General features: G+C 62.7%; 19 protein-coding genes. 6 read left to right on the plus strand and 13 right to left on the minus strand.

Going from position 1 to position 24,562, the window contains the following annotated elements; translation table 11 throughout:
* Positions 1 to 81 precede the first annotated feature (81 nt).
* The 4 genes from K1X80_RS02165 to K1X80_RS02180 all read left to right on the plus strand — a co-directional run bounded on the left by K1X80_RS02165 (position 82) and on the right by K1X80_RS02180 (position 7,796).
* The gene (locus tag K1X80_RS02165) at positions 82 to 1,185 is read left to right on the plus strand and encodes an efflux RND transporter periplasmic adaptor subunit (RefSeq protein WP_057957980.1); all 1,104 of its coding nucleotides are present in this window, start codon (positions 82 to 84) and stop codon (positions 1,183 to 1,185) included.
* Positions 1,182 to 2,252: an efflux RND transporter periplasmic adaptor subunit gene (locus K1X80_RS02170; protein ID WP_169990527.1), complete on the plus strand. Its 1,071-nt coding sequence runs from the start codon at positions 1,182 to 1,184 to the stop codon at positions 2,250 to 2,252. The genes K1X80_RS02165 and K1X80_RS02170 overlap by 4 nt, the downstream gene beginning before the upstream one ends.
* Complete coding sequence (locus K1X80_RS02175) at positions 2,249 to 5,299, plus strand: efflux RND transporter permease subunit (RefSeq protein WP_200659233.1); 3,051 nt, start codon at positions 2,249 to 2,251, stop codon at positions 5,297 to 5,299. Before K1X80_RS02170 ends, K1X80_RS02175 begins: the two co-directional genes overlap by 4 nt.
* Before the next feature lie 259 nt (positions 5,300 to 5,558).
* Positions 5,559 to 7,796: a glycoside hydrolase gene (locus K1X80_RS02180; protein WP_220172628.1), complete on the plus strand. Its 2,238-nt coding sequence runs from the start codon at positions 5,559 to 5,561 to the stop codon at positions 7,794 to 7,796.
* Between the two features lie 665 nt (positions 7,797 to 8,461).
* Here the strand turns inward: K1X80_RS02180 and K1X80_RS02185 are convergent.
* The 12 genes from K1X80_RS02185 to K1X80_RS02240 form a co-directional block, all read right to left on the minus strand.
* Positions 8,462 to 9,097, minus strand: a complete 636-nt coding sequence (locus tag K1X80_RS02185) for a bifunctional 2-polyprenyl-6-hydroxyphenol methylase/3-demethylubiquinol 3-O-methyltransferase UbiG (protein WP_057444596.1) — start codon at positions 9,095 to 9,097, stop codon at positions 8,462 to 8,464.
* 40 nt (positions 9,098 to 9,137) lie between these two features.
* Entirely contained in the window at positions 9,138 to 9,782 is a 645-nt protein-coding gene (locus K1X80_RS02190; RefSeq protein WP_057957985.1) for a methionine ABC transporter permease, read from the minus strand.
* Entirely contained in the window at positions 9,772 to 10,887 is a 1,116-nt protein-coding gene (locus K1X80_RS02195; protein WP_220172629.1) for a methionine ABC transporter ATP-binding protein, read from the minus strand. The genes K1X80_RS02190 and K1X80_RS02195 overlap by 11 nt, the downstream gene beginning before the upstream one ends.
* A gap of 2 nt (positions 10,888 to 10,889) precedes the next feature.
* The gene (locus K1X80_RS02200; RefSeq protein WP_220172630.1) at positions 10,890 to 11,699 is read right to left on the minus strand and encodes a MetQ/NlpA family ABC transporter substrate-binding protein; all 810 of its coding nucleotides are present in this window, start codon (positions 11,697 to 11,699) and stop codon (positions 10,890 to 10,892) included.
* A 43-nt stretch (positions 11,700 to 11,742) separates the two neighbouring features.
* Positions 11,743 to 13,104 (minus strand): LLM class flavin-dependent oxidoreductase, encoded by a 1,362-nt coding sequence (locus tag K1X80_RS02205; RefSeq protein WP_220172631.1) that lies wholly within the window; start codon positions 13,102 to 13,104, stop codon positions 11,743 to 11,745.
* Positions 13,104 to 14,297 (minus strand): SfnB family sulfur acquisition oxidoreductase, encoded by a 1,194-nt coding sequence (locus tag K1X80_RS02210; protein ID WP_220172632.1) that lies wholly within the window; start codon positions 14,295 to 14,297, stop codon positions 13,104 to 13,106. Before K1X80_RS02210 ends, K1X80_RS02205 begins: the two co-directional genes overlap by 1 nt.
* A gap of 23 nt (positions 14,298 to 14,320) precedes the next feature.
* On the minus strand, positions 14,321 to 15,562 hold the full coding sequence (locus K1X80_RS02215) for an SfnB family sulfur acquisition oxidoreductase (protein ID WP_169990613.1): 1,242 nt from the start codon (positions 15,560 to 15,562) through the stop codon (positions 14,321 to 14,323).
* A gap of 184 nt (positions 15,563 to 15,746) precedes the next feature.
* A complete protein-coding gene (locus tag K1X80_RS02220; RefSeq protein ID WP_220172633.1) occupies positions 15,747 to 16,523 on the minus strand; it encodes a hypothetical protein in 777 nt (258 codons plus the stop codon).
* A gap of 305 nt (positions 16,524 to 16,828) precedes the next feature.
* Positions 16,829 to 17,575, minus strand: a complete 747-nt coding sequence (gene tcyN / locus K1X80_RS02225) for an L-cystine ABC transporter ATP-binding protein TcyN (protein ID WP_057437038.1) — start codon at positions 17,573 to 17,575, stop codon at positions 16,829 to 16,831.
* Positions 17,576 to 17,578: 3 nt separating this feature from the next.
* A complete protein-coding gene (gene tcyL / locus K1X80_RS02230) occupies positions 17,579 to 18,244 on the minus strand; it encodes a cystine ABC transporter permease (protein WP_032884921.1) in 666 nt (221 codons plus the stop codon).
* Positions 18,244 to 19,038: a cystine ABC transporter substrate-binding protein gene (tcyJ, locus tag K1X80_RS02235; protein WP_057437040.1), complete on the minus strand. Its 795-nt coding sequence runs from the start codon at positions 19,036 to 19,038 to the stop codon at positions 18,244 to 18,246. The genes tcyL and tcyJ overlap by 1 nt, the downstream gene beginning before the upstream one ends.
* A 177-nt stretch (positions 19,039 to 19,215) precedes the next feature.
* The gene (locus K1X80_RS02240) at positions 19,216 to 20,208 is read right to left on the minus strand and encodes a D-cysteine desulfhydrase (RefSeq protein ID WP_220172634.1); all 993 of its coding nucleotides are present in this window, start codon (positions 20,206 to 20,208) and stop codon (positions 19,216 to 19,218) included.
* 166 nt (positions 20,209 to 20,374) lie between these two features.
* Between K1X80_RS02240 and epsC the strand changes: the two genes are divergently transcribed.
* Together epsC and betT are read left to right on the plus strand one after the other, a co-directional pair.
* The gene (gene epsC, locus K1X80_RS02245) at positions 20,375 to 21,301 is read left to right on the plus strand and encodes a serine O-acetyltransferase EpsC (RefSeq protein WP_057957992.1); all 927 of its coding nucleotides are present in this window, start codon (positions 20,375 to 20,377) and stop codon (positions 21,299 to 21,301) included.
* Positions 21,302 to 21,709: 408 nt separating this feature from the next.
* Entirely contained in the window at positions 21,710 to 23,674 is a 1,965-nt protein-coding gene (gene betT, locus K1X80_RS02250; protein WP_164844872.1) for a choline transporter BetT, read from the plus strand.
* A 49-nt stretch (positions 23,675 to 23,723) separates the two neighbouring features.
* On the opposite strand, the gene tauD is transcribed toward betT, so the two are convergent.
* Positions 23,724 to 24,560 carry a taurine dioxygenase gene (gene tauD / locus K1X80_RS02255; protein ID WP_198830474.1) on the minus strand — a complete coding sequence of 279 codons (837 nt, stop codon included), beginning with the start codon at positions 24,558 to 24,560 and terminating at the stop codon, positions 23,724 to 23,726.
* Positions 24,561 to 24,562: the final 2 nt, after the last annotated feature.

A 24,562-nucleotide genomic window follows, 5' to 3' on the forward strand; every position in this document is an offset into this window, starting at 1 on the left:
ACTCAGATGAAGGTGGAACCCTGAACTAAGCTCACAGTCGCATACACACTGGCACGTCAGTATTACGCGAAAGGAGTCTGCATGGGCGGTCCCACCTCAACAGTTATTTGTGGCCTTGCCCTGCTGGCATTGCTGAGCGGCTGTGGCCAGGAAAAACCTGAACCCAAGGCCCATTCCAGGGTGTTTGTGCAAACGGTGCAGCCGACCGATTTCGCCGCCGCAGTGACCCTTACCGGGGATATCCAGGCGCGGGTGCAGACCGATTTGTCGTTCCGCGTCGGCGGCAAAATTATCCAGCGCATGGTCGATGTCGGCGACCGCGTGACAGCCCGGCAAGTGCTGGCCAAGCTCGATCCCAAGGATTTGCAGACCAATGTCGATTCCGCCCAGGCCCAGGTGGTGGCGGAACAGGCACGGGTCAAACAGACGGCCGCGGCCTTTGTGCGCCAGGAAAAACTCCTGCCCAAGGGCTACACCAGTCGCAGCGAATACGACGCCGCCCAGGCCGCATTGCGCAGCAGCCAAAGTGCCCTGGCGGCCGCGCAGGCGCAGTTGGCTAACGCCCGTGAGCAACTGGGCTATACGGCGTTGATCGCCGAAGCGCCGGGGGTGATTACCGCACGGCAGGCCGAAGTCGGCCAGGTGGTGCAGGCCACCGTGCCGATTTTCAGCCTGGCCCGTGATGGCGAGCGCGATGCGGTGTTCAACGTGTACGAATCGCTGCTGGCGGAGCCTGTACCGGATGTACCAATCACTGTCAGCCTGCTGGACAACCCGAGCATCAAGGCCGTGGGCCGGGTGCGTGAAGTGACCCCGGCCGTCGCCGCCAACAGCGGCACGGTGCAAGTAAAGATCGCCCTGGATGCCTTGCCCAAGGGCATGCAACTGGGGTCGGTCGTCAGTGCCACTGCCAATGGGCAAGCCAAACCCAGCGTCGAGCTGCCCTGGGCGGCACTGACCAAAGACCTCAGCGAGCCTGCCGTGTGGCTGGTGGACGGTGACGGCAAGGCGCAACTGCACAAGGTCACTGTCGCGCGCTACCTGACCGGCAAAGTGATCATCAGCGATGGCCTCAAAGGCGGCGAAAAAGTCGTGGTGGCCGGCGGGCAATTGCTGCACCCAGGCATGTTGGTGGAGATCGCCCAGGCGCCGGACCAGGCCCAGGCCAGCGGAGTGCAGCCATGAAGCGCCTGACGCTGATCCTCGCCAGCAGCCTGTTGCTGATCGCCTGTTCCAAGGAAGAGCCGGCGCCGGAGCCAATAAGGCCAGTGCTCTGGGTCGAGGTGAAAGCTGAAGACCAGGAAAACCTCGGGCGCTTCGCCGGCACGATCCAGGCACGCTACGAAAGCAACCTGGGCTTCCGAGTGCCCGGTCGCATTGCCCGGCGCGCGGTGGATGTGGGCGCCGAAGTGAGCAAAGGCGCCTTGCTGGCGGTGCTTGACCCCACCGACCAGCAGAACCAGTTGCGAGCCGCCCAGGGCGACCTGGCGCGGGTCCAGGCGCAATTTATCAATGCCCAGGCCAATGCACGCCGCCAGCAGGAACTGTTCAACCGTGGCGTCGGCGCCCAGGCGCAACTGGACATTGCCCAGACCGACCTGAAAACCACCCAGGCCTCTCTCGACCAGGCCAAGGCGTCGGTGGCCCAGGCCAGGGATCAGCTCAACTACGCCGAACTGCGCACCGACCACGGCGGCATCGTGACCGCCTGGAATGCCGAAGCCGGCCAGGTGGTCAGCGCCGGCCAGCAAGTAGTGACCCTGGCCCGCCCGGATATCAAGGAAGCGGTGATCGACTTGCCGGCTGGCCTGGCCGAGCGCTTGCCGCCCGATGTGGTGTTTCTAGTGGCCAGCCAGTTGGAGCCCGGCATCAACACCACCGCCACCGTGCGCGAGATCGAGCCCCAGGCACAAAGCGCCACCCGCACCCGTCGCGCGCGCCTGACCCTGGCCCAGACGCCCCCGGCGTTCCGGTTGGGCACGGCGATCAGTGTGACCTTGAGCTCGGCCATCGCCCCACGTATCGAACTGCCCGCCAGCGCGGTGCAGGACGTCGAGGGCAAGACCCGCATCTGGGTCATGGATCTGCAGCAGCAGACCGTGCAGCCCCGTGACGTGACCCTGGTCAGCCGTGATGCCAGCAGTGTTGTGCTCAGCGGTGGGGTGCAGCCTGGCGAGCGTGTGGTCAGCGCCGGCGTCAACAGCCTCAAGCCCGGACAAAAAGTCAAAACCGACGAGGACAGCCCACGATGAAAGGGAGCTTCAACTTATCCGACTGGGCGCTCAAGCATCAGTCCTTCGTCTGGTACCTGATGTTCGTTGCGCTGCTGATGGGCGTGTTTTCCTACATGAACCTGGGGCGTGAAGAAGATCCGTCCTTCACCATCAAGACCATGGTGATCCAGACCCGCTGGCCGGGCGCGACCCAGGAAGAAACCCTCAAGCAGGTCACCGACCGCATCGAGAAAAAGCTCGAAGAGCTGGACTCGCTGGATTACGTGAAAAGCTACACCCGGCCCGGTGAGTCCACGGTTTTCGTGTTCCTCAAAGACACCACCAGCGCCAAGGCGATCCCCGAGATCTGGTACCAGGTGCGCAAGAAGGTCGACGACATTCGCGGCACCTTCCCCCAAGGCTTGCAGGGTCCGTCGTTCAACGACGAGTTCGGCGATGTATTTGGCTCGGTGTATGCCTTTACCGCCGATGGCATGTCGATGCGCCAACTGCGCAACTACGTCGAACAGGTGCGCGCCGAGATCCGGGCGGTGCCGGGGTTGGGCAAGGTCGAGATGATCGGCCAGCAGGACGAAGTGATTTACCTGAATTTTTCCACGCGCAAACTCGCCGCCCTGGGGATTGACCAACGGCAAGTGGTGCAGAGCCTGCAATCGCAGAACGCGGTGACCCCGGCCGGGGTGATCGAGGCCGGGCCGGAGCGGATTTCGGTGCGTACCTCCGGGCAATTTGCCTCGGAGAAGGATCTGGCCGACGTCAACCTGCGGCTCAATGACCGCTTTTATCGCCTGGCGGATATCGCGGATATCAGCCGTGGTTATGTGGATCCGGCGCGGCCGATGTTTCGTTTCAATGGCCAGCAAGCCATCGGCCTGGCCATCGCCATGCAGAAGGGCGGCAATATCCAGGAATTCGGCAAGGCGCTCCACCAGCGTATGGATGAGCTGACTGCCGACCTGCCGGTGGGCATCGGTGTGCATAAGGTCTCGGACCAGGCCGAGGTGGTGGAAGAGGCCGTCGGTGGTTTCACCAGTGCGCTGTTCGAAGCGGTGATCATCGTGCTGGTGGTGAGCTTTATCAGCCTCGGCCTGCGCGCCGGGCTGGTGGTGGCGTGCTCGATCCCGCTGGTGCTGGCGCTGGTATTTGTCTTTATGGAGTACAGCGGCATCACCATGCAGCGGGTGTCGCTGGGTGCGTTGATCATCGCCCTCGGTTTGCTGGTGGATGACGCGATGATCACTGTGGAAATGATGATCACGCGCCTGGAAAAGGGCGAGACCCTGGAGCAGGCCGCGACCTTCGCCTACACCTCCACCGCGTTCCCGATGCTCACCGGCACCCTGGTGACCGTGGCCGGCTTTGTACCGATTGGCCTTAACGCCAGCTCGGCGGGTGAGTACACCTTTACCCTGTTTGCGGTGATTGCCGTGGCGATGCTGGTGTCGTGGGTGGTGGCCGTGTTGTTTGCGCCGGTGATCGGCGTGCATATCCTCAGCACCAAGGTCAAACCCCACAGTGACGAGCCGGGGCGGGTCGGGCGGGTGTTCAACGCCGGCATGCTGTGGGCCATGCGCAATCGCTGGTGGGCGATTGGCCTGACGGTGCTGCTGTTTGCGGCGTCGGTGTTTTCCATGCAGTTTGTGCAGAACCAGTTTTTCCCGTCGTCGGATCGCCCGGAGATCCTCGTCGACCTCAACCTGCCGCAAAACGCCTCGATCAATGAAACGCGCAAGGCCGTGGACCGGCTGGAAGCGATCATCAAGGACGACCCGGATATCGCGCGCTGGAGCACCTACATCGGGCAGGGCGCGATCCGTTTCTACCTGCCCCTGGACCAGCAACTGGAGAACCCGTACTACGCGCAGCTGGTGATCGTCAGCAAGGGCCTGGAGGAACGTGGCGCGTTGATCGAGCGCCTGCAACAGCGCTTGCGCGATGATTTCGTGGGCGTCGGCAGCTTTGTCCAACCCCTGGAAATGGGCCCGCCGGTCGGGCGGCCGATCCAGTATCGGGTGTCGGGCAAGGACATCGACCAGGTGCGTAAACACGCCATCGAACTGGCGACGTTGCTGGATAAAAACAGCCACCTGGGCGAGATCATCTATGACTGGAACGAGCCGGGCAAAGTGCTGCGGATCGATATTGCCCAGGACAAGGCGCGCCAGCTCGGGCTGTCGTCCGAAGACGTGGCGCAGTTGATGAACAGCGTGGTCAGCGGCTCGGCGGTGACCCAGGTGCACGACGATATCTACCTGATCAACGTGGTCGGCCGTGCCGAAGACGCCGAGCGCGGCACTCCGGAAACCTTGCAGAACCTGCAGATCGTCACGCCCAGCGGCACTTCGATCCCACTATTGGCCTTTGCCACCGTGCGTTACGAGTTGGAGCAGCCGCTGGTGTGGCGTCGCGATCGCAAGCCGACCATCACCATCAAGGCCGCCGTGCGCGACGAGATGCAGCCGACCGATCTGGTCAAGCAGCTCAAGCCGGAAATCGAGAAATTCAGCGCCGGTTTGCCGGTGGGCTACACGGTCGCTACCGGCGGTACCGTGGAGGAAAGCGGCAAGGCCCAGGGCCCGATTGCCAGCGTGGTGCCGTTGATGCTGTTCTTGATGGCGACCTTCCTGATGATCCAGTTGCACAGCGTGCAGAAGATGTTCCTGGTGGCCAGCGTGGCCCCGCTGGGCCTGATTGGCGTGGTCCTGGCGCTGATTCCCACGGGGACGCCCATGGGCTTTGTGGCGATCCTGGGGATCCTCGCGCTGATCGGCATCATCATCCGCAACTCGGTGATCCTGGTGACCCAGATCGACGCCTATGAACAGGAAGGCTACACGCCATGGGACGCGGTGGTGCAGGCCACCGAGCACCGGCGCCGGCCGATCCTGCTGACGGCGGCGGCGGCCAGCCTGGGCATGATCCCCATCGCCCGGGAAGTGTTCTGGGGGCCGATGGCCTACGCGATGATTGGCGGGATCATCATCGCCACCCTGCTGACGCTGCTGTTTTTGCCGGCGTTGTATGTGGCCTGGTACAAAATCCGCGAGCCTGAGGCCGCGCCATAAGGCAAACACGCTGTTGGACATCACTATTGTGGCGAGGGGGCTTGCCCCCGTTGGGCTGCGAAGCAGCCCCAAAACCGACCACCTCAGTGTGTCTGATACAACCCGGTGGATCTTACAGGGGCCGCTGCGCAGCCCAACGGGGGCAAGCCCCCTCGCCACAGGGGCAGGCAGTGGGAAAACTCTCTGAATGTGTATTGGATTAGTTCCGGTCAACGAACTGTTTTACCCTCGGGCTTTCGCTCCTGTGAAGGCCCACGTCATGACCCTTAACCTGCGCCGTGCCTTGTGCATCTGCGTGCTGCTGCTGTCGCCACTGGCCGTTGCCGGCACCGTTCTGGAAAACCCCCAATGGCGCATCGAGCTCGACCCGGCGAACCTGGCCGTGCGCGTGACCCCTTCCGGCGGCGAGCCGGTGCAGGCCTCCAGCGGCGTGGCTACCCATAAGGTCAGCCAGTTGCAACAGTCCACTCAACACGCCAACTGGCAATGGGACAACGGTGCCTATCGGCTGAACGCCACCCTGGACCAGCGTGACCTGATCCTGACCATCACCGCCCGCGAGGCCGGCGAGCTGGAGATCGTCCGCCAGCCGGCCAGCGCCATGGGCAAGGGCCTGATCTGGCCGCTCGCCGAGGGGCATTACGTGCCAGCCGGCAACAGCCTCTGGCAGCGCTTTTTGCTGGAGCAGGGGGATGTCAACAGCACCCAGGACCTGAGCCTGCCGTTATGGGGCGTTGATCACGCAAGCTTCACCCTCAACTGGCTGCTGACCAACCCCTACAACAACCGTTTGCAGTGGCAGGCCGAGGGCCCGCGCCTGGGCTTGTCGTTGCATCATGAATTCACCGCCCTGGACCCCACCGCGCCCATGACCCTGCGCCTGAACCTGGGCGAGGCCGATTTGCTGGCCGGTGCCAAGCGCTACCGCCAATGGCTGGTGGAACAGGGGCTCTACGAGCCGTTGGCCGACAAACTGCAACGCCTGCCGGCCGGCGAAAAGCTATTGGGTGCCAGCCACGTCTACCTGTGGGGCAATGACCTGCTGGGCCTGGGCGATGTGCGCGATTGGGAGCAGTTACGCACCGTGCTGCGTGGACCCGATGGCTTGGGCGCACAACTCAATGGCCTGCTGGATTCGGAGGCGGCACAGGTGGTGCAAGCCCCCCAGCCGTTTCTGGATCGCTACCAGCAAGCTGTGTTGCTCAGAGGGCTCAACGCGGCGCTCAACAAAAAGGCGCGCCAGGGCTGGCAAGCCACGACCGAGCCCGACATGCCCGCGCTTGCCCAAGGCTACGGCGCACTGCGCCAGCAACTGGCACTGGCGTTTACCGGTGCCTTGCGTGCCCACCCCGAAACCTGGGGCAGCACGTTATCCGCAACGACGATCAAGACCTTGCAGGAGAGTGGCCTGCCACGCCTGCTGCTGACCCTGGGCGAAGGCTGGGAGGGCGGGCTCTGGCACCCGGAGGCGGTGCGTGACGGGGTCGCGGCCGGGTACTTGATGGCGCCTTACGACTCCTATGAAACTGCTCTGGCAGCCAGCGAAAACCCCGACTGGACCACCGCGCACCTGGGCAGCCGCGCCTATCGCGACTGCGCGATCATGTTGAAGAACGGCCAGCTCAAGACCGGCTTCCAGAAGTCCGGGCACTACACCGACCCGCGCTGCGTCCGCCCATTGCTGGAGGCGCGGGTGACGGCGGTGCAGGCCAAGGCCGGGTTCAATGCCTGGTTCCTCGACGCCTATGCCACCGGCATGCTGTTTGACAGCTATCGCTCGGTGCTGGGCATGACCCAGGCGCAGAACGCCCAAGGCAACATCGACGCCGCCCGCTGGATCGCCAGCCACCTCCAGTTACCGGTGGGTTCCGAAGATGGCAACGCCACCACCGCTCGCGGCGTGTTGTTCGCCCATGGCATGCAAACCCCGGTCATGGGCTGGGGTGATCGTGAGATGACCCAGGACAAGCAATCACCGTACTACGTGGGGGCCTGGTATCCACCGGAGGAACCGGCGGTGTTCTTCAAACGCGTGCCGCTCAAAGAGCCGCTGCGCAGCGTGTACTTTGCCCCGGCGATGCGCCTGCCGCTGTATCAGGCGGTGTTCCATGGCTCGGTCATTACCAGCCATCACTGGTTGTTCGACAGCCTGAAGCTGAGCAATGTGCAGGCGGAAAACGAGCTGGCCCAACTGCTGTACAACGTGCCGCCGCTCTATCACTTGAGCGCCGCTACCTTGAAGCAGCGCTTGCCGATGATCCAGCGTCAGGATGGGTTCTTCCGGCCGTTGCATGAGCGTCTGGCGACCCAGGCAATGACGGATTTTCGCTGGCTGAGCAACGACCGGCTGGTGCAGCAGACCACGTTTGCCGATGGCACGCGGTTGGTGGCCAACTTTGCGCAGGAGGAGAGGGACGGGTATGCGGGGCAGAGTGTGACGGCGTGGGTGGTGGGTGAAAGTCCGGTGGTGTATCAGGTGGCTCAGCAGCGCCCTTGAGGCCATCGCGGGCAAGCCCGCTCCCACAGGGGAGCTCGACCCGGCAGGGAATTCTGGACACGCCACAAACCAATGTGGGAGCTGGCTTGCCTGCGATGACGGTATGTCAGCCACCAAAAATAGTGCCTGTACTACTGCCATCGCGGGCAAGCCCACTCCCACAGGGGGGTCTCGACCAGGCAGGGAATTCTGGACACACCACAAACCAATGTGGGAGCTGGCTTGCCTGCGATGACGGTATGTCAGCCACCAAAAATAGTGCCCGTACTACTGCCATCGCGGGCAAGCCCGCTCCCACAGGGGAGCTCGACCCGGCAGGGAATTCTGGACACGCCACAAACCAATGTGGGAGCTGGCTTGCCTGCGATGACGGTATGTCAGCCACCAAAGATAGTGCCTGTACTACCGCCATCGCGGGCAAGCCCGCTCCCACAGGGGGGGCTCGACCAGGCAGGGAATTCTGGACACACCACAAACCAATGTGGGAGCTGGCTTGCCTGCGATGACGGTATGTCAGCCACCAAAAATAGTGCCTGTACTACTGCCATCGCGGGCAAGCCCGCTCCCACAGGGGGGGGCTCGACCCGGCAGGGAATTCTGGACACACCACAAAACAATGTGGGAGCTGGCTTGTCGGGTCGCCGCATCGCTGCGATAGCGTCCGCTCAGACAGCCCCTACCTTACGCCACACACTGGCCAACCAAGGCTGCTGCTCGCGCGGCAGTCCTGCCGGGCGATAGTAGTGTTCCAACTCCACAAACCCTGCGGTGGTCAGCAGCGCCTGCCAGGCCGCAAGGTCGTGATACGAGCCATAACGCGGGCCGTTCCAGCCCTCCTGGTTTTCCCCTCTGGGGTTGGAGCTGAACAACACCCCGCCCGGTTTCAGCGCAGCCTGCAGTTGCTGGAGAATGCGCGGCAGTTCCTGCTTGGGGATATGAAACAGCACCGCATTGGCAAAAATCCCGTCGAAGCGCGCGGCCGGCAGATCCAGTTTGAGGAAGTCCTGGTGCAGTACTTCACAGCCGCTGTCCTGGCGCGCCATCTGCGCGAAACGCTCGGCGCCATCCAGGCCTACGGCGATATGCCCAAGCCGGGTGAAGGTCTGCAAATCCCGCCCCGGCCCGCAGCCGAAGTCCAGCACGGTAAACGGCGCCTGCGCCTGGATATGCCGCAGCAACGCGTCGATGTTCTGGCTCACATCATGGTCGCGGGTACCTTCGCGAAAATCCTCGGCCACCTGGTTGTAGTGACCCAGGGTGGTAGAGGTGATCTGGTCGAGGTCGTCGGGGGCGAGTTTCATGGCAGTCGGCACCAGGGCAAAGAGAGGTGCCGACTATACCTCAGCGCTTGTTCAGCCCGCGCGCCAGGCGATCGCCACCCAGTTGGATCGCGGCCACCAGCAGGACCAGCAACACAATCACCGTGAGCATGATCTGGCTGTCGAAACGCTGGTAGCCGTAGCGGTAGGCAATATCCCCCAGGCCACCGGCGCCAATCGCTCCGGCCATGGCCGACGAGTTGATCATGGTCACCAGAGTAATGGTGAACCCGCCGACAATCCCCGGCAGCGCTTCCGGCAACAGCACATGCCTGACGATATGCCAGCGCCGGCAGCCCATGGCCTGGGCGGCTTCGATCAGGCCATGGTCGACTTCGCGCAGGCTGACCTCGGCGATTCGCGCAAAGAACGGCGTGGCGGCGATGGTCAGTGGTACCACGGCGGCCCATACACCGTAGGTGGTGCCCACAATCAGCCGGGTGAAGGGGATCAGCGCCACCATCAGAATCAGGAACGGGATGGAGCGGAACAGATTGACGAACGCCCCCAGCACCCTATTCAACGCGGGGGCCTGGTAGATGCCGCCCTTGTCGCTGGTGACCAGGAACACCGCCAGCGGGATACCCACCAGCAGCGCGATCAACGACGACACGCCGACCATCAACAAGGTGTCGATGGCGCCCTGCAATAAACGATCAAACCACATAGCCCAGCACCTCCACCTGTTGTGCCCAGCGCGTGGCGCGGGTGCGTAATGTGTCGGCGTCCAGGGCGGAGCCGGTCACTGCCAGCAGCAATTGCCCCAGGGCGTGGCCCTGGATGCGCTCGACCCCGCCTTGCAGCAGGCGCACGCGCCCACCCAGGGCGCTGAACAGTGCGGCGAGGTCCGGTTCATCCGCGCTGGCGCCGGTAAATTGCAGGCGCAGCACCACGGCCGCATCCGCCGACGCTGGCGTGGCCCGCAGGCGCTTTTGCAGTTCCTCGGGCAAGCCATGTTGCAGGGGCGCGAGCAGGGTTTTACTGACCTCGTGCCGGGGGTTGCCAAACACTTCCCACACCGGGCCTTGCTCGACGATCCGCCCGTGTTCCAGCACCACCACGCGGTCGCAGATTTCGCGGATCACCGCCATCTCGTGGGTGATCAGCACGATGGTCAGGCCCAGGCGCTGATTGATCTCGCGCAACAGGCCGAGGATCGACTGGGTGGTCTCCGGGTCCAGGGCCGAGGTGGCTTCGTCGCACAGCAGGATCTGCGGGTCGTGCACCAGCGAGCGGGCGATGCCCACCCGTTGCTTCTGCCCGCCGGACAACTGCGCCGGGTACGCCTGGTGCTTGTCCTGCAAACCCACCAGCTCCAGCAGCTCGCGGACCTTGTGCTCGCGTTGCGGCTTGGGCACACCGGCGACTTTCAGTGGCAGCTCGACGTTCTGCCACACGGTCTTGGCCGACATCAGGTTGAAGTGCTGGAAGATCATGCCGATGCGTCGCCGCAGGGCCACCAGACGGTCTTCGTCGAAATCGCCGATATCCACCTGGTCGATCAGCACCCGGCCGCTGCTGGGTTGTTCCAGGCGGTTGATGGTGCGGATCAGCGACGACTTGCCGGCGCCGCTGCGGCCGATGATGCCGAACACTTCGCCACGCTGGATCGCCAGGTCGATGCCTTGCAGCGCATGCACCGTGCCTTCGTAGGTTTTGCCCAGGTTGATAAAACGCACATGGGCGTGGTTCAAGTCAGGGTGTAGCTCTGTCTGGTGCGCGTCTCTGGGCAGTGTGCCCAGGCCGCGCAGTTGGGCATTGGCGGCGCTCATATTCAGCCTTCCCAGCCGACTTGGTACAGCGTACCCAGGGATTTATCCAGGGCCGCGCGGACCACCGGCGAATGCTGGTAGATCTCGACGAACTTGATCACCCGTGGGTCGGTTGTACCCTTGGGCTGGGTCACGAACTGGATCACGTATTCCGGGTGGTCAAGGCCATCGAACAGCAGCGCCGACTCGGCATTGAAGGTCTTGGACAGGCGGATATAGGCCGGGTAGCCCTGCACCAGGTCGGCGTCGTCATAGGCGCGCACTAGCTGCACTGCTTCGACCTGCAGGATCTTGAGCTGTTTCGGGTTGGCGACGATGTCGTCTTCGGTGGCCTTGTAGCCCACGCCCGGCTTGAGGGTGATCAGGCCGGCCTTGGCCAGCAACTGCAGGCCGCGCCCGCTGTTGATGGGGTCGTTGGCGATGGCCACGCTGGCGCCCTGGGGCAGCTCATCGAAGCTTTTGAATTTTTTCGAGTACAGACCGACGTTGTTGATGATCCCCGGCTTGAACGGCACCAGGTCAAAACCGGCGGCGGCCTTGGCGTTTTCCAGGAACGGAATGTGCTGGAAGTAATTCACGTCGATATCGCCGGCGGCGAGGCTGACGTTGGGCGCGATCCAGTCGGTGAACTCCACCAGCTCGACGTTCAGGCCCTGCTTGCCGGCCTCTTCGACGGCGGCTTCGAGGGGAATGGCGAAGGCCGCCGTGGTGCCGACTTTCAGCGGCGCATCGGCGGCAAACACCGCCGAGCTGAACAGGCCGAGGGCCAGGGCCAGTGCTTTGACTGGGTGGGAGAACAGTGTTGTTTTCATGGTCGATTTCCAGTCATAAGGTGTTGGTATGAGCAATAAAGGTCTAAATGTGGGAGCGGCGGTAGGTGGAACCGGTGTGTTGTTCGGGTAAGTGCGCTTCGCGGTGGAAGACCTTTTCTCGCAAGGTTCCGCTCTCATAAGCAGTCTTGTATGACCCACGCCTTTGCAACTCGGGAATCACCAGCTCGATAAAGTCCACATAGCTCTCCGGCGTAACAATGCGCGTCAGGTTGAAGCCATCCAGCCCGGTCTCGCTGATCCAGGATTCCAGCTCATCAGCCACCTGCGCAGGCGAACCCACCAGGGTGATATAGCGCCCACCCAACGCGTGTTGTTCCAACAACTTGCGCCGGGTCCAGTCGTTGTTCTGCAAGGCTTTAGTGGCTGATTGGATCGCGTTGCTCTTCACGTACTGGATCGGTTCGTCCAGCTCGTATTGCGAGAAGTCGATGGCGGTGGAGGCGCTGAAATGTGCCACGCCGGCCTCGGCGCTGGCGTAGCTCAGGTACTCGGCATGCTTGGCCCAGGCCAGCGCCTCGGTGGCGCCGACAATCACGTTGAGCCCCATGAACACCTTGATGTCGTCTGGGTTGCGCCCGGCTGCGACCGCGCTGGCGCGTACCTTGTCCACTTGCACCTTGGTCGCGGCCTTGTTCTGCCCGCTGATAAACACGCACTCGGCATGGCGCCCGGCAAACACCAGGCCGCGCTCCGAACTGCCGGCCTGGAACAGCACTGGCGTGCGCTGCGGCGAGGGCTCGCACAGGTGATAGCCCTGCACCTGATAGAACTCGCCATGGTGCTCGACCTTGTGCACCTTGCCCGGTTGGGCATAGATCCGTTGTTGCGGGTCGTTGAGTACCGCGTCGTCTTCCCAACTGCCTTCCCACAGCTTGTACAGCACCTCCAGGTACTCGTCGGCCTGGTCGTAGCGCCGGTCATGCTCGACCTGCTCGGTGAGGCCCATGGCCTTGGCGGCGCTGTCCAGGTAGCCGGTGACGATGTTCCAGCCCACCCGGCCACGGCTCAGGTGATCGAGGGTGGACATGCGCCGGGCGAACAGATACGGCGGCTCGTAAGTCAGGTTGGCGGTCAGGCCGAAGCCGAGGTTTTTCGTTACGGCGGCCATGGCCGAGACCAGTAGCAGTGGGTCGTTGACTGGCAGTTGGATCGACTCCTTGAGCGGCACCTCGACCGAGCCTTGATAGACGTCGTACACGCCAACGATGTCGGCGATAAACAAGCCGTCGAACAGCCCACGCTCCAGCAGTTGCGCCAGTTCGGTCCAGTATTCGACGGTCTTGTACTGGGTCGAGGTGTCCCGTGGATGCGTCCACAGGCCATGGTTGATATGCCCGATGCAGTTCATGTTGAAGGCATTGAGCAGGATCTTTTTCTTCAACATCAGATGGTCCCCCGCAGCGGCGGGTTTTCATCGTTGAGGTAGTAATTGCCGACGGCGTGGTACTTCCAGCGCACCGGGTCGTGCAGGGTGTGCACCCGGGCGTTGCGCCAGTGGCGGTCCAGGCCATGTTCGGCGAGGGTTGCCTGGCTGCCGGCGAGTTCGAACAGGGTGCTGCCGGCAGCCAGGGAAATCTCGGTGCTCAGGACGCGTACTTCAGCCACGGCAATCGACGCCGCCGCGACGGTTTGCGCATTGCTGTCGGCCTGGGCGCGGTCGAGGAATTCGCCGGAGCGCTCCAGCAGGGCTTCGGTGGCGTGCAGGCGGATGCTCAGGTGGCCGAAGCTTTTCAGGGTCAGCGGGTCTTCGCTGGCCGTGTCATTGCCCGAGTCGATCCACGGCCGGGTCTTGGTGCGCACAAAATGCAGGGCATCTTCAAAGGCGGCGCGGGCGATGCCGGTGTCGATGGCCGCGTGAAGGATCTGCGCCAGCGGGCCCACGGTGGTCGGGCGCTCGAAGGCGCTCTGGAACGGGATCACGTCTTCGGCTGCGACCCACACATTGTCGAACACCACCGAACCGCTGCCGGTGGTGCGCTGGCCGAAGCCGCTCCAGTCGTCGATCACCGTCAGGCCCTGGCTGTCGTGTGGCACAAAGGCCAGTTGCTGCACGCCGTGCTCATCCACCACCGAGGTGGGAATGCGCTGGGCGTAGATCGCGCCGGTGGCGTAGAACTTGCGGCCGCTGATACGAAAACCGTCGCCGTCGCGCACAAGTTTCGTCACCCGGTCATGGGCGGTCTTGGTGCCCAGTTCTGCCAGGGCATTGCCAAAGCGCTGGCCGGCCAGCACCTCGGCATACAGGCGTTGTTGCTGCGCCGGGCTGCCATTGATGCGCAGCACTTCCAGGGCATAAAAATGGTTCTGCGGGATCTGCCCCAACGAGGCATCGGCCTGGGCGATCAGGGCAATGACCTTGGCCAGGGTGACGTTGGACACGCCAGCGCCGCCGTATGCCTTGGGCACGCTGATGCCCCACAGGCCGGAGCGGGAAAAGGCTTCCAGTTCGGCGAGCGGCAGGCGGCGTTCACGGTCGCGCAGGGCGCTGTCGCGGCGAAAGTCTTCGGCCAGGTCGCTGGCGACAATCAGGGCTTGTTCATCGCTGGTGATGACCGCGACGGAATGGGAAAGCGTCATGTTTTTCTCCAGAGGTCTGGTCGTCAGATCCAGGAATGCCGGGCCGGCAAGGTTCCGTTGAGGTGCCAGGCGCCCACCGCGTGATACTTCCAGCGCACCGGGTCGTGCAGGGTGTGCACCCGTGCATTGCGCCAGTGGCGGTCGAGGTTGAACTCGGCGAGGGTGGCGCGGCTGCCGGCCAGTTCGAAGAGTTTCTCGCTGACCTGCAGCGAGACTTCGGTGGTCAGCACCTTGGCTTGTGCCACGGCAATCGAGGCCCGGGCGGCGGAGTGTGCGGTGATGGGCGCGGCGCTGACCTGGTCCAGCACCTGGCCGGCCTTGCGCAGCAGAGCTTCGGCGGCATGCAGTTCGATTTTCAGCTTGCCGATGTCGGCGATCACATAGAGGTCGTCGCTGGCCCGTTCGACCTTGGCGTCGATCCACGGCCGCGAGCGTTCACGGACAAAACTGATGGTGTCGTCGAGGGCGCCACGGGCGATGCCGGCGTCGATGGCCGCCTGGATCAATTGCGAGACCGCGCCCTGGATGCCCGGGGTTTGCCCCAGGCGCCAGATCGGTACCACCAGATCGGCGTCCACTGGCACATTGTTCAGCAACACGGTGCCGCTGGCGGTGGTGCGTTGGCCAAAGCCCGACCAGTCATCGACGATGCGCAATCCCGGGGTGCCACGGCGCACAAACGCCATGACCTGGCGGCCTTCGTCGTCCAGGGCCTTGACCGCGACCCAATGGGCAAACAGCGCGCCGGTGGAGTAGAACTTCTGGCCGTTGATGACAAAACCGTCACCCTCGGCGCTGATCCGGGCCTTCACATCCAGGGTGTTTTTGGTACCGCGTTCCGGCCCGCCATTGCCGATGCGCCAGCCGTCGAGCACGCTTTGGAACAGCTGTTTTTTCTGTGACTCGCTGGCGGCGCCTTGCAGCACGTGCAAGATGCCAAAATGGTTCTGCGGGATCTGCCCCAGGGCCGGGTCGACGGCGCTGATAATCGCGAACACTTCAGCCAGGGTCACAAACGACACTTGCGGGCCACCGTATTCGCGGGGGATGGAAATGCTCCCCAGGCCACTGCGGGTGAACTGTTCGATTTCGGCCCAGGGCAGTTTGCGCTGGCGGTCGCGCAGCCCGGCTTGCAGGCGGGCGGCCTGGGCAAGCGCGTGGGCAGCGGCGAGGGCTTCACTGTCGTTGCGCAGCACCTGGGTGGGCAACAGCAGCGGGGCGATATCCAGATCGCTCTGGAGGGGCGATTGCGCCAAGTTAGACATCGGTGCGCCCCTGCGTGGCGACACGTGATGCCCTGGCGTTGTGCACCGGGGTAATGTTGACCATACCTACCTCACATCCGTGGAAAAGCTGAAAATCAGGAATGTCCGGTGGTCCGGTGCATATACCCTAAGCGTGTTTATTTTTTAAATAAACTAACTTTTAGGAATATGCATAGAAGGTCTGTCACCCCGGTTCGCACGGCGAGCCAGGACGCCGGGGCTGGTACACCGACAAAGCATCGGCTGCGCCTGTGGCGTTGGCCTGGGCGATGCTCACGATGCGCCCGGGTGCCCAGCGCGAGTTGTTGCCCACGCGGTCGATCACGCAGTAGGTGACCTCCTGGCGGGCATCGTCCCCGGCCTCCAGGATCAGCGCCGAAGGCACCCAGACCTGCACGGGGTGCCCCACCTCGGCGGCCTGGATCGGGGGCAGGTCCAGGCGCGCGTCGCCCCAGCGCAGAGTGATTGCATCACCGGCGGCCATGTTCAGGTAGGGCTCGATGGTCAACGGTACGCCCCGGCGGATCTGGCTGGGGTTGACGCCATGGCGGCGGATGGTTTCAGGCAGGGCGACGGGGGCCAGGTTCTGGTTTTCTTCGGCACACAGCACTGAAGGCGGCCCACCCGGGCAAGCGGTCTTGACCTGCACCCGGGTAATCATGGAGCGCGCCGGGCCGCGCCCCACTTGCATGACCCGGTAATGAATGCGTGCAGCACCGTTTTGCACAAAGCTTTCGGGCACCCGCAGATGGCTGGTCAAGCCGATATCGGCGGCGCCTACACGCTTGGAGGCGGCAAAGCAGTTGTTCCAGAACAACTCGATCAAGTCGCCCTTGCCCATGTTCGGGTAGGGGGCGATATCGACCTGCAAATGAGTGGCGGCCTGCGCGTTGATACCTTGTTTATGAGCTTGGGGTACTGTCGGCGCGGCGAGCATGGCCGGGGGGGTAATGTGCGTCATAAATAATCTCCTTGATGCAGCCAGCAGCGATCGTTCCGAACCTCAGGCGTGGGGTTCGAAAGGAACGATTTTTTTGAAAAGCCAGGATGGGATCCAATCCTTTGAGCCCTAGATAAGAGGGTTGGCCAGGGGGCGTCAATGGCGGCAAAAGGCTAAGCGGCGGGTTTGGGATTATTCAGAAGGGTCTTACTGGAGGGTGTTATTAAAGGGGGTTCTGACAGGCACTTTGCCGAATGAATACGGGGATTTTTCCGAAAGTCACAAACCTTGTAGGCGCCGGCAAGCCGGCTCCTACAGGGGGTGGGTCAGTGGGTGAGGAATTTGCTGAGGAACTGCCGGGTGCGTTCTTCCCTGGGGTTGGCAAACAGCGCCTTGGCTTCGCCTTGCTCGACGATCACACCCTTGTCGAAGAAGATCACCCGGTTGGCCACGTCACGGGCAAAGCTCATTTCGTGGGTGACGATGACCATGGTGCGTTTCTCTTCGGCGAGGCTGCGGATGGTCGCCAGGACTTCGCCTACCAACTCCGGGTCGAGGGCCGAGGTCGGTTCATCGAACAGGATCACTTCCGGCTCCATCGCCAAGGCTCGAGCAATGGCCACCCTTTGCTGCTGGCCACCGGACAGGCGCCGGGGGTAGGCGTCTTCCTTGCCCGCCAGGCCAACCTTGGCCAGCAGTGCGCGACCGAGGCGGTCAGCGGCTTCGCGTGGCATCTTCTTGACCACCAGCGGGCCTTCGATGACGTTCTCCAGGGCGGTGCGATGGGGGAACAAGTTAAAGCCCTGGAACACAAAACCCACATGCTGGCGCAGGCGCCGCACCAGGCCCTGTTGCTGGTTGAGCGGGCGGCTGCCGTCGATCTCGATGTCGCCGACCTTGATCCGGCCACTGGTGGGTTCTTCGAGGAAATTCAGGCAGCGCAGGAAGGTGGTCTTGCCGGAGCCGCTGGGGCCAATGATGGCGACAACTTCGCCTTCTTGGACCTCCAGGTCGATCCCGTTGAGCACCACCTGACCCTTGAATTGTTTGGTCAGTTTTTCAACCACGATCATGCTTCAAGACTCCAGGTCATGCCGGTTGACCCGGTCTTCCAGGCGATTCTGAAAATGCGCCAGGATGCTGGCCAGAACCCAGTAGATCAGGGCTGCGGACAGGTACATGGTGAAAATTTCAAAGGTGCGTGCCGATACCAGTTGGGCCTGGCGGAACAGCTCGGGCACCTGGATGGTGGCGGCCAGCGCCGTATCTTTTACCAGCGAAATAAAGCTGTTGCCCAGGGGCGGCAGGGCCGTACGCATCGCCTGCGGCAGGATGGCCCGGCGCAAGGTCTGTGCGCGGGTCATGCCGATACTGGCGGCAGCTTCCCACTGGCCACGCTCGATGGAGGCAATGGCGGCGCGCAGGATTTCACAGGCATAGGCCGCCATGTTCAGCGAGAAGCCGATCATCGCTGCCGGGATCGGATCCAGCTCGATGCCCACCTGCGGCAAGCCGTAGTAGATCAAGAACAGCTGCACCAGCAACGGCGTGCCGCGAAAGAACGAGACGTAGACCCTGGCCGTCCAGCTCAAGAGCTTGAAGCGCGACAGGCGCATCAAGGCCAGGCCGAAGCCCAGCAGCAAGCCGAAAAACATCCCGCCGAGGCTGAGAATCACCGTGTAGTACGCGCCCTTGAGCAGAAAGGGCGCGGAATCGAGCGCGAGTTGGAAACCTGCTTCCATTATTGGGTGACGTCAGCGTTGAAGTATTTCTCGGACAGCTTCTTCAAAGTGCCGTCGGCGCGCAGTTTGTCGAGGGCCTGGTTGACCGCTTCAAGCAATTCAGGCTCGCCTTTGCGCAGGGCAATCCCGGCTTCCTGGCGGGAGAAGGCTTCACCGGCAGCGGCGGTGTCCTTGGCTTTTTTCGCATATTCCAGGGCCGCCAGGCGGTCGATCAGAATCGCGTCGATACGGCCGATGCGCAGGTCCTGGAATTTGGTGGGGTCGTCGTTATAGGTCTTGATGATGGCTTTGGGTTGGTTGTCCTTGAGCCATTGTTCGTAGTTGGTGCCAAGGCCCACCCCGACTTTCTTGCCGGCCAGGTCGTCGGCGGTCTTGATGGTGTCGACGTTTTTCGCCAGGGTCAGCGCCTGGATCCCGGAGACGGTGTAGGGCTTGGAGAAATCGTATTTTTTCTTGCGCTCTTCGGAGATCGTCACCTGGTTGACCACTGCGTCGAGGCGCTTGGATTCCAGGGCGGCGAGGATGCCGTCCCACGGGGTAGCCTGCAGCTTGACCTTGACCCCCAGTTCCTTGGCCAGGGCTTCGGACAGCTCGGCTTCAAAGCCACTGAGTTTGCCGTTTTCATCGACGAAACTGAACGGTGGGTAGGTGCCTTCCAGGCCGATCTTGATCTCGCCGGCCTTCTTGATGTTGCCCAGTTGCTCGCCGGCAACTGCCTGGCCCAGCAAGCCGGCGCCAAGCGCCAGGCCCAATGTGCCAACCAGCAACGTGCGACGCAGTACAGAAATAGTCATGACAAGCCCCTGTGTTTTTTATGGTGAGCGAAGCAGGTGACGCAGTGGTCGTATCCTGCCCTAAAAACGCGGTGTGTGGGAGCGCGACTATAGGGCGAGTTTGAAAGCGTTAAAAATAATATAAATTAAACTTTATATTCCATTTTTGCATATGAAGTAGAGATTCAATGTGTCCAATCAGAACACTGAGTCATAGGCAAACAACGCCGGCGCGCCGCCGGTGTGCAGGAAGATGATCGGCCCTTCAGCGAAGGCCTGGCGACCGATACCGTCGAGCAATCCGGCCATGGCCTTGCCGGTGTAGACCGGGTCCAGCAACAGGCCTTCCTGGCTTGCCAGCAGCTTGATTGCCGCCAGGGTGCCGGCGTTGGGTTCGCCGTAGCGCGGGGCGAAGTATTCGTCCCATAAAATCACTTTAAAGGCGTCGGGTACCGCCACCCCCAGCAACTGCGCCGTGCGCTCGGCCAGGCCTTGAACCTTGGGCCGTTGCGCTTCGTCGGTGCGCGACACGGTGACGCCAATCACCGGCAAGTCCGGCAGCACTTCACTCAACGCCAGGGCCAGGCCGCTGTGGGTGCCGGCGCTGCCGGAGGCCAGGACCACTGCCGCGAACTGCAGGCCGCTGTCTTCGATTTGCCCGGCCAGTTCCAGCCCGGCCCGCACATAACCCAGGGCGCCCAGGGCGTTGGAGCCGCCAATGGGCACTATGTAGGGGTTTTTACCATTGCTGCGCAGGCGTTCGGCCAGGGCGTTGAGTTGCTCGTCGGCGTTGTCCAGGTTTTCGACCAATTCGACCTTGGCGTCGAACAGCTCGACCAACAGGCGGTTGCCGTTGCCCAGGTAGTTGGGGTCGTCGGTGCCCGTGGGATTTTCCAGCAGGGCGACACAGCCCAGGCCCAGCTTGGCGGCGAGGGCTGCGGTCTGGCGCACATGGTTGGACTGGATCGCGCCGGCGGTGATCAACGTGTCGGCGCCTTGGGCCAGGGCATCGGCGGCGAGGTATTCGAGCTTGCGCAGCTTGTTGCCGCCCATGGCCAGCGGCGTGGTGTCATCGCGCTTGATGTAGATATCACGGCCCAGCCAGGTCGACAGTCGTTCGAGTTTTTCCAGGGCGGTGGCGCCGCCCAGCAGGTTCAGACGATTAAAACGGTCGAGCTGTTGTTTGATCATGGTTACGCACGGGTAATAGAAGATGGGGAGGACTATAGGCAGGGCTTTTTGCCGGGGCAACCGCCAGATGCTTATGCCAAAGTGTTATTAGCATCGCACCATTGGTTCTTAAGGGCCGCCCGGTTGCATACCGTAAAGTGTGGCCATTACCTCAGGAGGGAATACCGTGAGTGAGCGTTCCAGTCATTGGCAGTTACAGACCATCGTCAGCCAGTTGCGCGGCGCCCGGGATCAGTGGCGTACCCGCAATGGGCGGGTCAGCGGCGAGCAGGGCGGTCGCGAGTTACCGTCGCGCGAGGCCGTGGCGCAAATTCTTGAAGCGCTGTGCGGTGCGCTGTTCCCGATGCGCCTGGGCCCGGTGGATCTGCGTGAGGAAAGTGAGGACTTCTACGTCGGCCATACCCTGGATGTGGCGCTCAACGCCTTGCTCGCCCAGGCCCGCCTGGAGTTGCGCTACGCCGCGCGCCAGGGCGGCAATGCCGATAAGGAAGTCGATGCACTGGCCATCCGCTTGATCCAGGACTTTGCCCTGGCTTTGCCGGCGCTGCGCAGCCTGTTGGACACCGATGTGCTGGCGGCCTATCACGGGGATCCGGCTGCACGCACGGTGGATGAGGTGCTGCTGTGCTATCCGGGCATCCTCGCGGTAATCCACCATCGCCTGGCCCACCATTTGTATCGCGCCGGGCTGCCTCTGCTCGCGCGGATCAGCGCGGAAATCGCGCATTCGGCCACCGGCATCGACATTCACCCAGGCGCTCAGATCGGCCCGAGCTTCTTTATCGACCACGGCACGGGTGTGGTGATTGGCGAAACGGCGATCATTGGCGAGCGGGTGCGTATCTATCAGGCGGTGACCCTGGGCGCCAAGCGTTTCCCGGCGGATGAGGATGGGCAGTTGCAGAAGGGCCATCCACGCCACCCGATTGTCGAGGACGATGTGGTGATCTACGCCGGGGCGACGATCCTGGGGCGAATCACCATCGGCAAGGGTTCGACCATTGGCGGCAACGTGTGGCTGACCCGCAGCGTGCCGGCGGGGGCGAATATCACGCAGGCGAACTTGCAGCATGATGACGGGACGCAGAAGTAGCGACGACCTGATGGGGGAGCGGGCTTGTGTGGGTGCGGGCTTGCCCGCGATGGCGGTAGGCCAGTCAAATACCTCTAACCTGACACTCCGTTATCGCGGGCAAGTCCGCTCCCACAGGGGATGGCATTTCAATTTAGGCCAGCAATCGCTGAACGTTTTACCTTCCCCACACGTCATACCCTTCCTTGAGCTAGTGTAGGAATTACCTACCACTCAGCCCTGCGATTAGTCCCAGACCGCCTATCCATGTTTAACTTGAACGTTCGTTCAAGTTAAACCGGTGGTTCGCTGCCCGCTCACAACAGGAGGCTTACCTTTGCTGAGTCCGTTTTATACAGCCACATCCAATACCCTCGAGGTGCACCGTTCATGAGTGCATCGTCTGTTCCTTCAAGCGGCCAGGTGCGTATGAATGCACCGGTGTTTTACTTCGCCGCCAGCTTCATCCTACTGTTTGGTGTCACCGTAATCGCGATCCCCGAGCAGGCCGGCGCCTGGTTGCTGGCCGCGCAAAACTGGGCGGCCAATACGGTCGGCTGGTACTACATGCTGGCGATGACCCTGTATCTGGTCTTCGTGGTGGTCACCGCGTTGTCTGGCTACGGCAAGATCAAACTCGGTGCCGACCACGACGAGCCCGAATTCAGTTACCTGTCCTGGGCCGGCATGCTGTTTGCCGCCGGGATCAGCATCACGCTGTTTTTCTTCTGCGTCTCGGAACCCTTGACCCACCTGGTGCAACCGCCCCAGGGCGAGGCCTTGAACGCCGACGCGGCGCGCCAGGCCATGCAGGTGCTGTTTCTGCATTGGGGCCTGCATGGCTGGGGCGTCTTTGCGTTCGTCGGCATGGCCCTGGCGTACTTCGCCTACCGGCATAACCTGCCGCTGGCCTTGCGTTCGGCGCTGTACCCGCTGATCGGCAAGCGCATCAATGGCCCCATCGGCTATGCGGTGGATGGCTTCGGCATCATCGCCACGGTGTTCGGCCTGGGCGCGGACATGGGTTTTGGGGTGCTGCACCTCAACTCGGGCCTGGACTACCTGTTCGGCATCGCCCACACCCAATGGATCCAGGTCGGCCTGATCACCCTGATGATGGGCGCGGCGATCCTGGTCGCAGTGGCCGGTGTCGACAAGGGCGTGCGGGTCATGTCCGACATCAACATGCTGCTGGCCTGTGCGCTGCTGCTGTTTGTGTTGTTCGCCGGGCCCACCCAGCATTTGCTCAACACCCTGATCCAGAACGTCGGTGACTACCTGGGCGCACTGCCGACCAAGAGTTTTGACGTCTACGCCTACAACGAGCCCAGCGATTGGCTCGGCGGCTGGACCGTGTTTTATTGGGCCTGGTGGATCGCATGGTCGCCGTTCGTGGGCCTGTTTATCGCACGCATTTCCCGTGGCCGGACCATCCGCGAATTTGTCTTCGGCGTGCTCCTGATCCCCCTGGGTTTCACCCTGGCCTGGATGTCGATCTTCGGCAACAGTGCGATTGACCAGGTGCTCAACCACGGCATGGCGGCGCTGGGGCAGTCGGCCATCGACAACCCGTCGATGAGCCTGTACCTGCTGCTGGAAACCTATCCATGGAGCAAGACTGTCATCGCGGTCACGGTGTTTATCAGTTTTGTGTTCTTTGTCACCTCGGCCGACTCCGGCACCGTGGTGCTGTCGACCCTGTCGTCCAAGGGCGGCAATGCCGATGAAGACGGGCCGAAGTGGCTGCGGGTGTTCTGGGGCGCCATGACCGCGCTGGTGACCAGCGCCTTGCTGTTTGCCGGTAGCATTGACTCGCTCAAGTCGGCGGTGGTGCTGACGTCGTTACCGTTCTCGTTGATCCTGCTGTTGATGATGTGGGGGCTGCACAAGGCGTTCTACCTCGAATCGCAGAAGCAGATCGCCCGGATGCATTCCCTGGCACCCGTCTCGGCGGCCTCCCGCAGGGGCCGTGGCGGCTGGCGCCAGCGCCTGAGCCAGGCGGTGCATTTCCCGTCGCGCGATGAGGTGTACCGCTTCCTCGAAACCACGGTACGCCCGGCGATTGAAGAAGTGACGGCAGTGTTTGTCGAGAAGGGCCTGAACGTCGTCACTCAGCCCGACCCGTCCAACGACAGCGTCAGCCTGGAAATCGGCCACGGCGAAGAGCGCCCGTTTGTCTATCAGGTGCAGATGCGCGGCTACTTCACGCCGTCCTTTGCCCTCGGTGGCCTGGGCTCGAAGGCAATCAACAACCGTCGCTACTACCGCGCGGAAGTGCACTTGAGCGAAGGCAGCCAGGATTACGACCTGGTGGGCTACACCAAGGAGCAGATCATCAACGACATCCTCGACCAGTACGAACGGCACTTGCAGTTCCTGCATCTGGTCCGCTGATGCAACCTTTGTAGGCGCCGGCTTGCCGGCGCCTACAGGGCGTGTCGGATCAGAACGGCACATCACCCAGAATCGTCGCCCGATGCATCACACGCCGCTGTGGCCGATAGTCGTCCACGGCGTAGTGCTGCGTCACGCGGTTGTCCCAGAAGGCCACGTCGTTGACTTGCCAGCGCCAGCGCAGGGTGAATTCCGGGCGAGTGGCGTGGGCGAACAACAGCTTGAGGATGACTTCGCTTTCGGCCGGCTCCAGTTCGTTGATCTTGCTGGTGAAGCCCTCACTGACAAACAGCGATTTACGCCCGCTGACCGGGTGGGTGCGGATCACCGGGTGGGACAGGGGCGGGTTCTTTTTGCGCGCTTCTTCCCAGCGGGCCAGGTCTTGGGCGGTGTTGCCGTAACGTTCCTGAGGGAACGAGCGGGTGAAGTCATGGGTTGCCGTCAGGCCGGTCAAAAAAATCTTCATCGGTTCCGACAGTGCCTCGTAGGCCGCAATACCGCTGGCCCACAAAGTGTCACCGCCAAAGGCCGGCAGCAGCTTGGCGCTGAGCACCGCGCCCAGGGCCGGGGTGGGCAGGAAGGTCACGTCGGTGTGCCAGATGGCATTGTCGCGCACGTCGGTGACGGCGGTGTCGAGCACCAGCACTTCAGGCTGCTCGGGCACGTTGGGGTAGATCGGGTGAATATGCAGGTCACCGAAATTCGCCGCGAAGCGCGCTTGCTGCTGCGGGGTGATCGGCTGGTCGCGAAAGAACAGCACCGAATGCTGGAGCAGCGCGCGCTCGATGGCGTCGCGCTGTTCGAGGTTCAGCGCCTGGGTGATATCGACGCCACTGATCTGGGCGCCCAGGGCGGTGCTTAAGGGGGTAACGGTCAGGTGGCTCATGT

It is taken from the genome of Pseudomonas sp. So3.2b (genome assembly GCF_019464415.1).
Taxonomy (GTDB): Bacteria; Pseudomonadota; Gammaproteobacteria; order Pseudomonadales; family Pseudomonadaceae; genus Aquipseudomonas; species Aquipseudomonas shahriarae.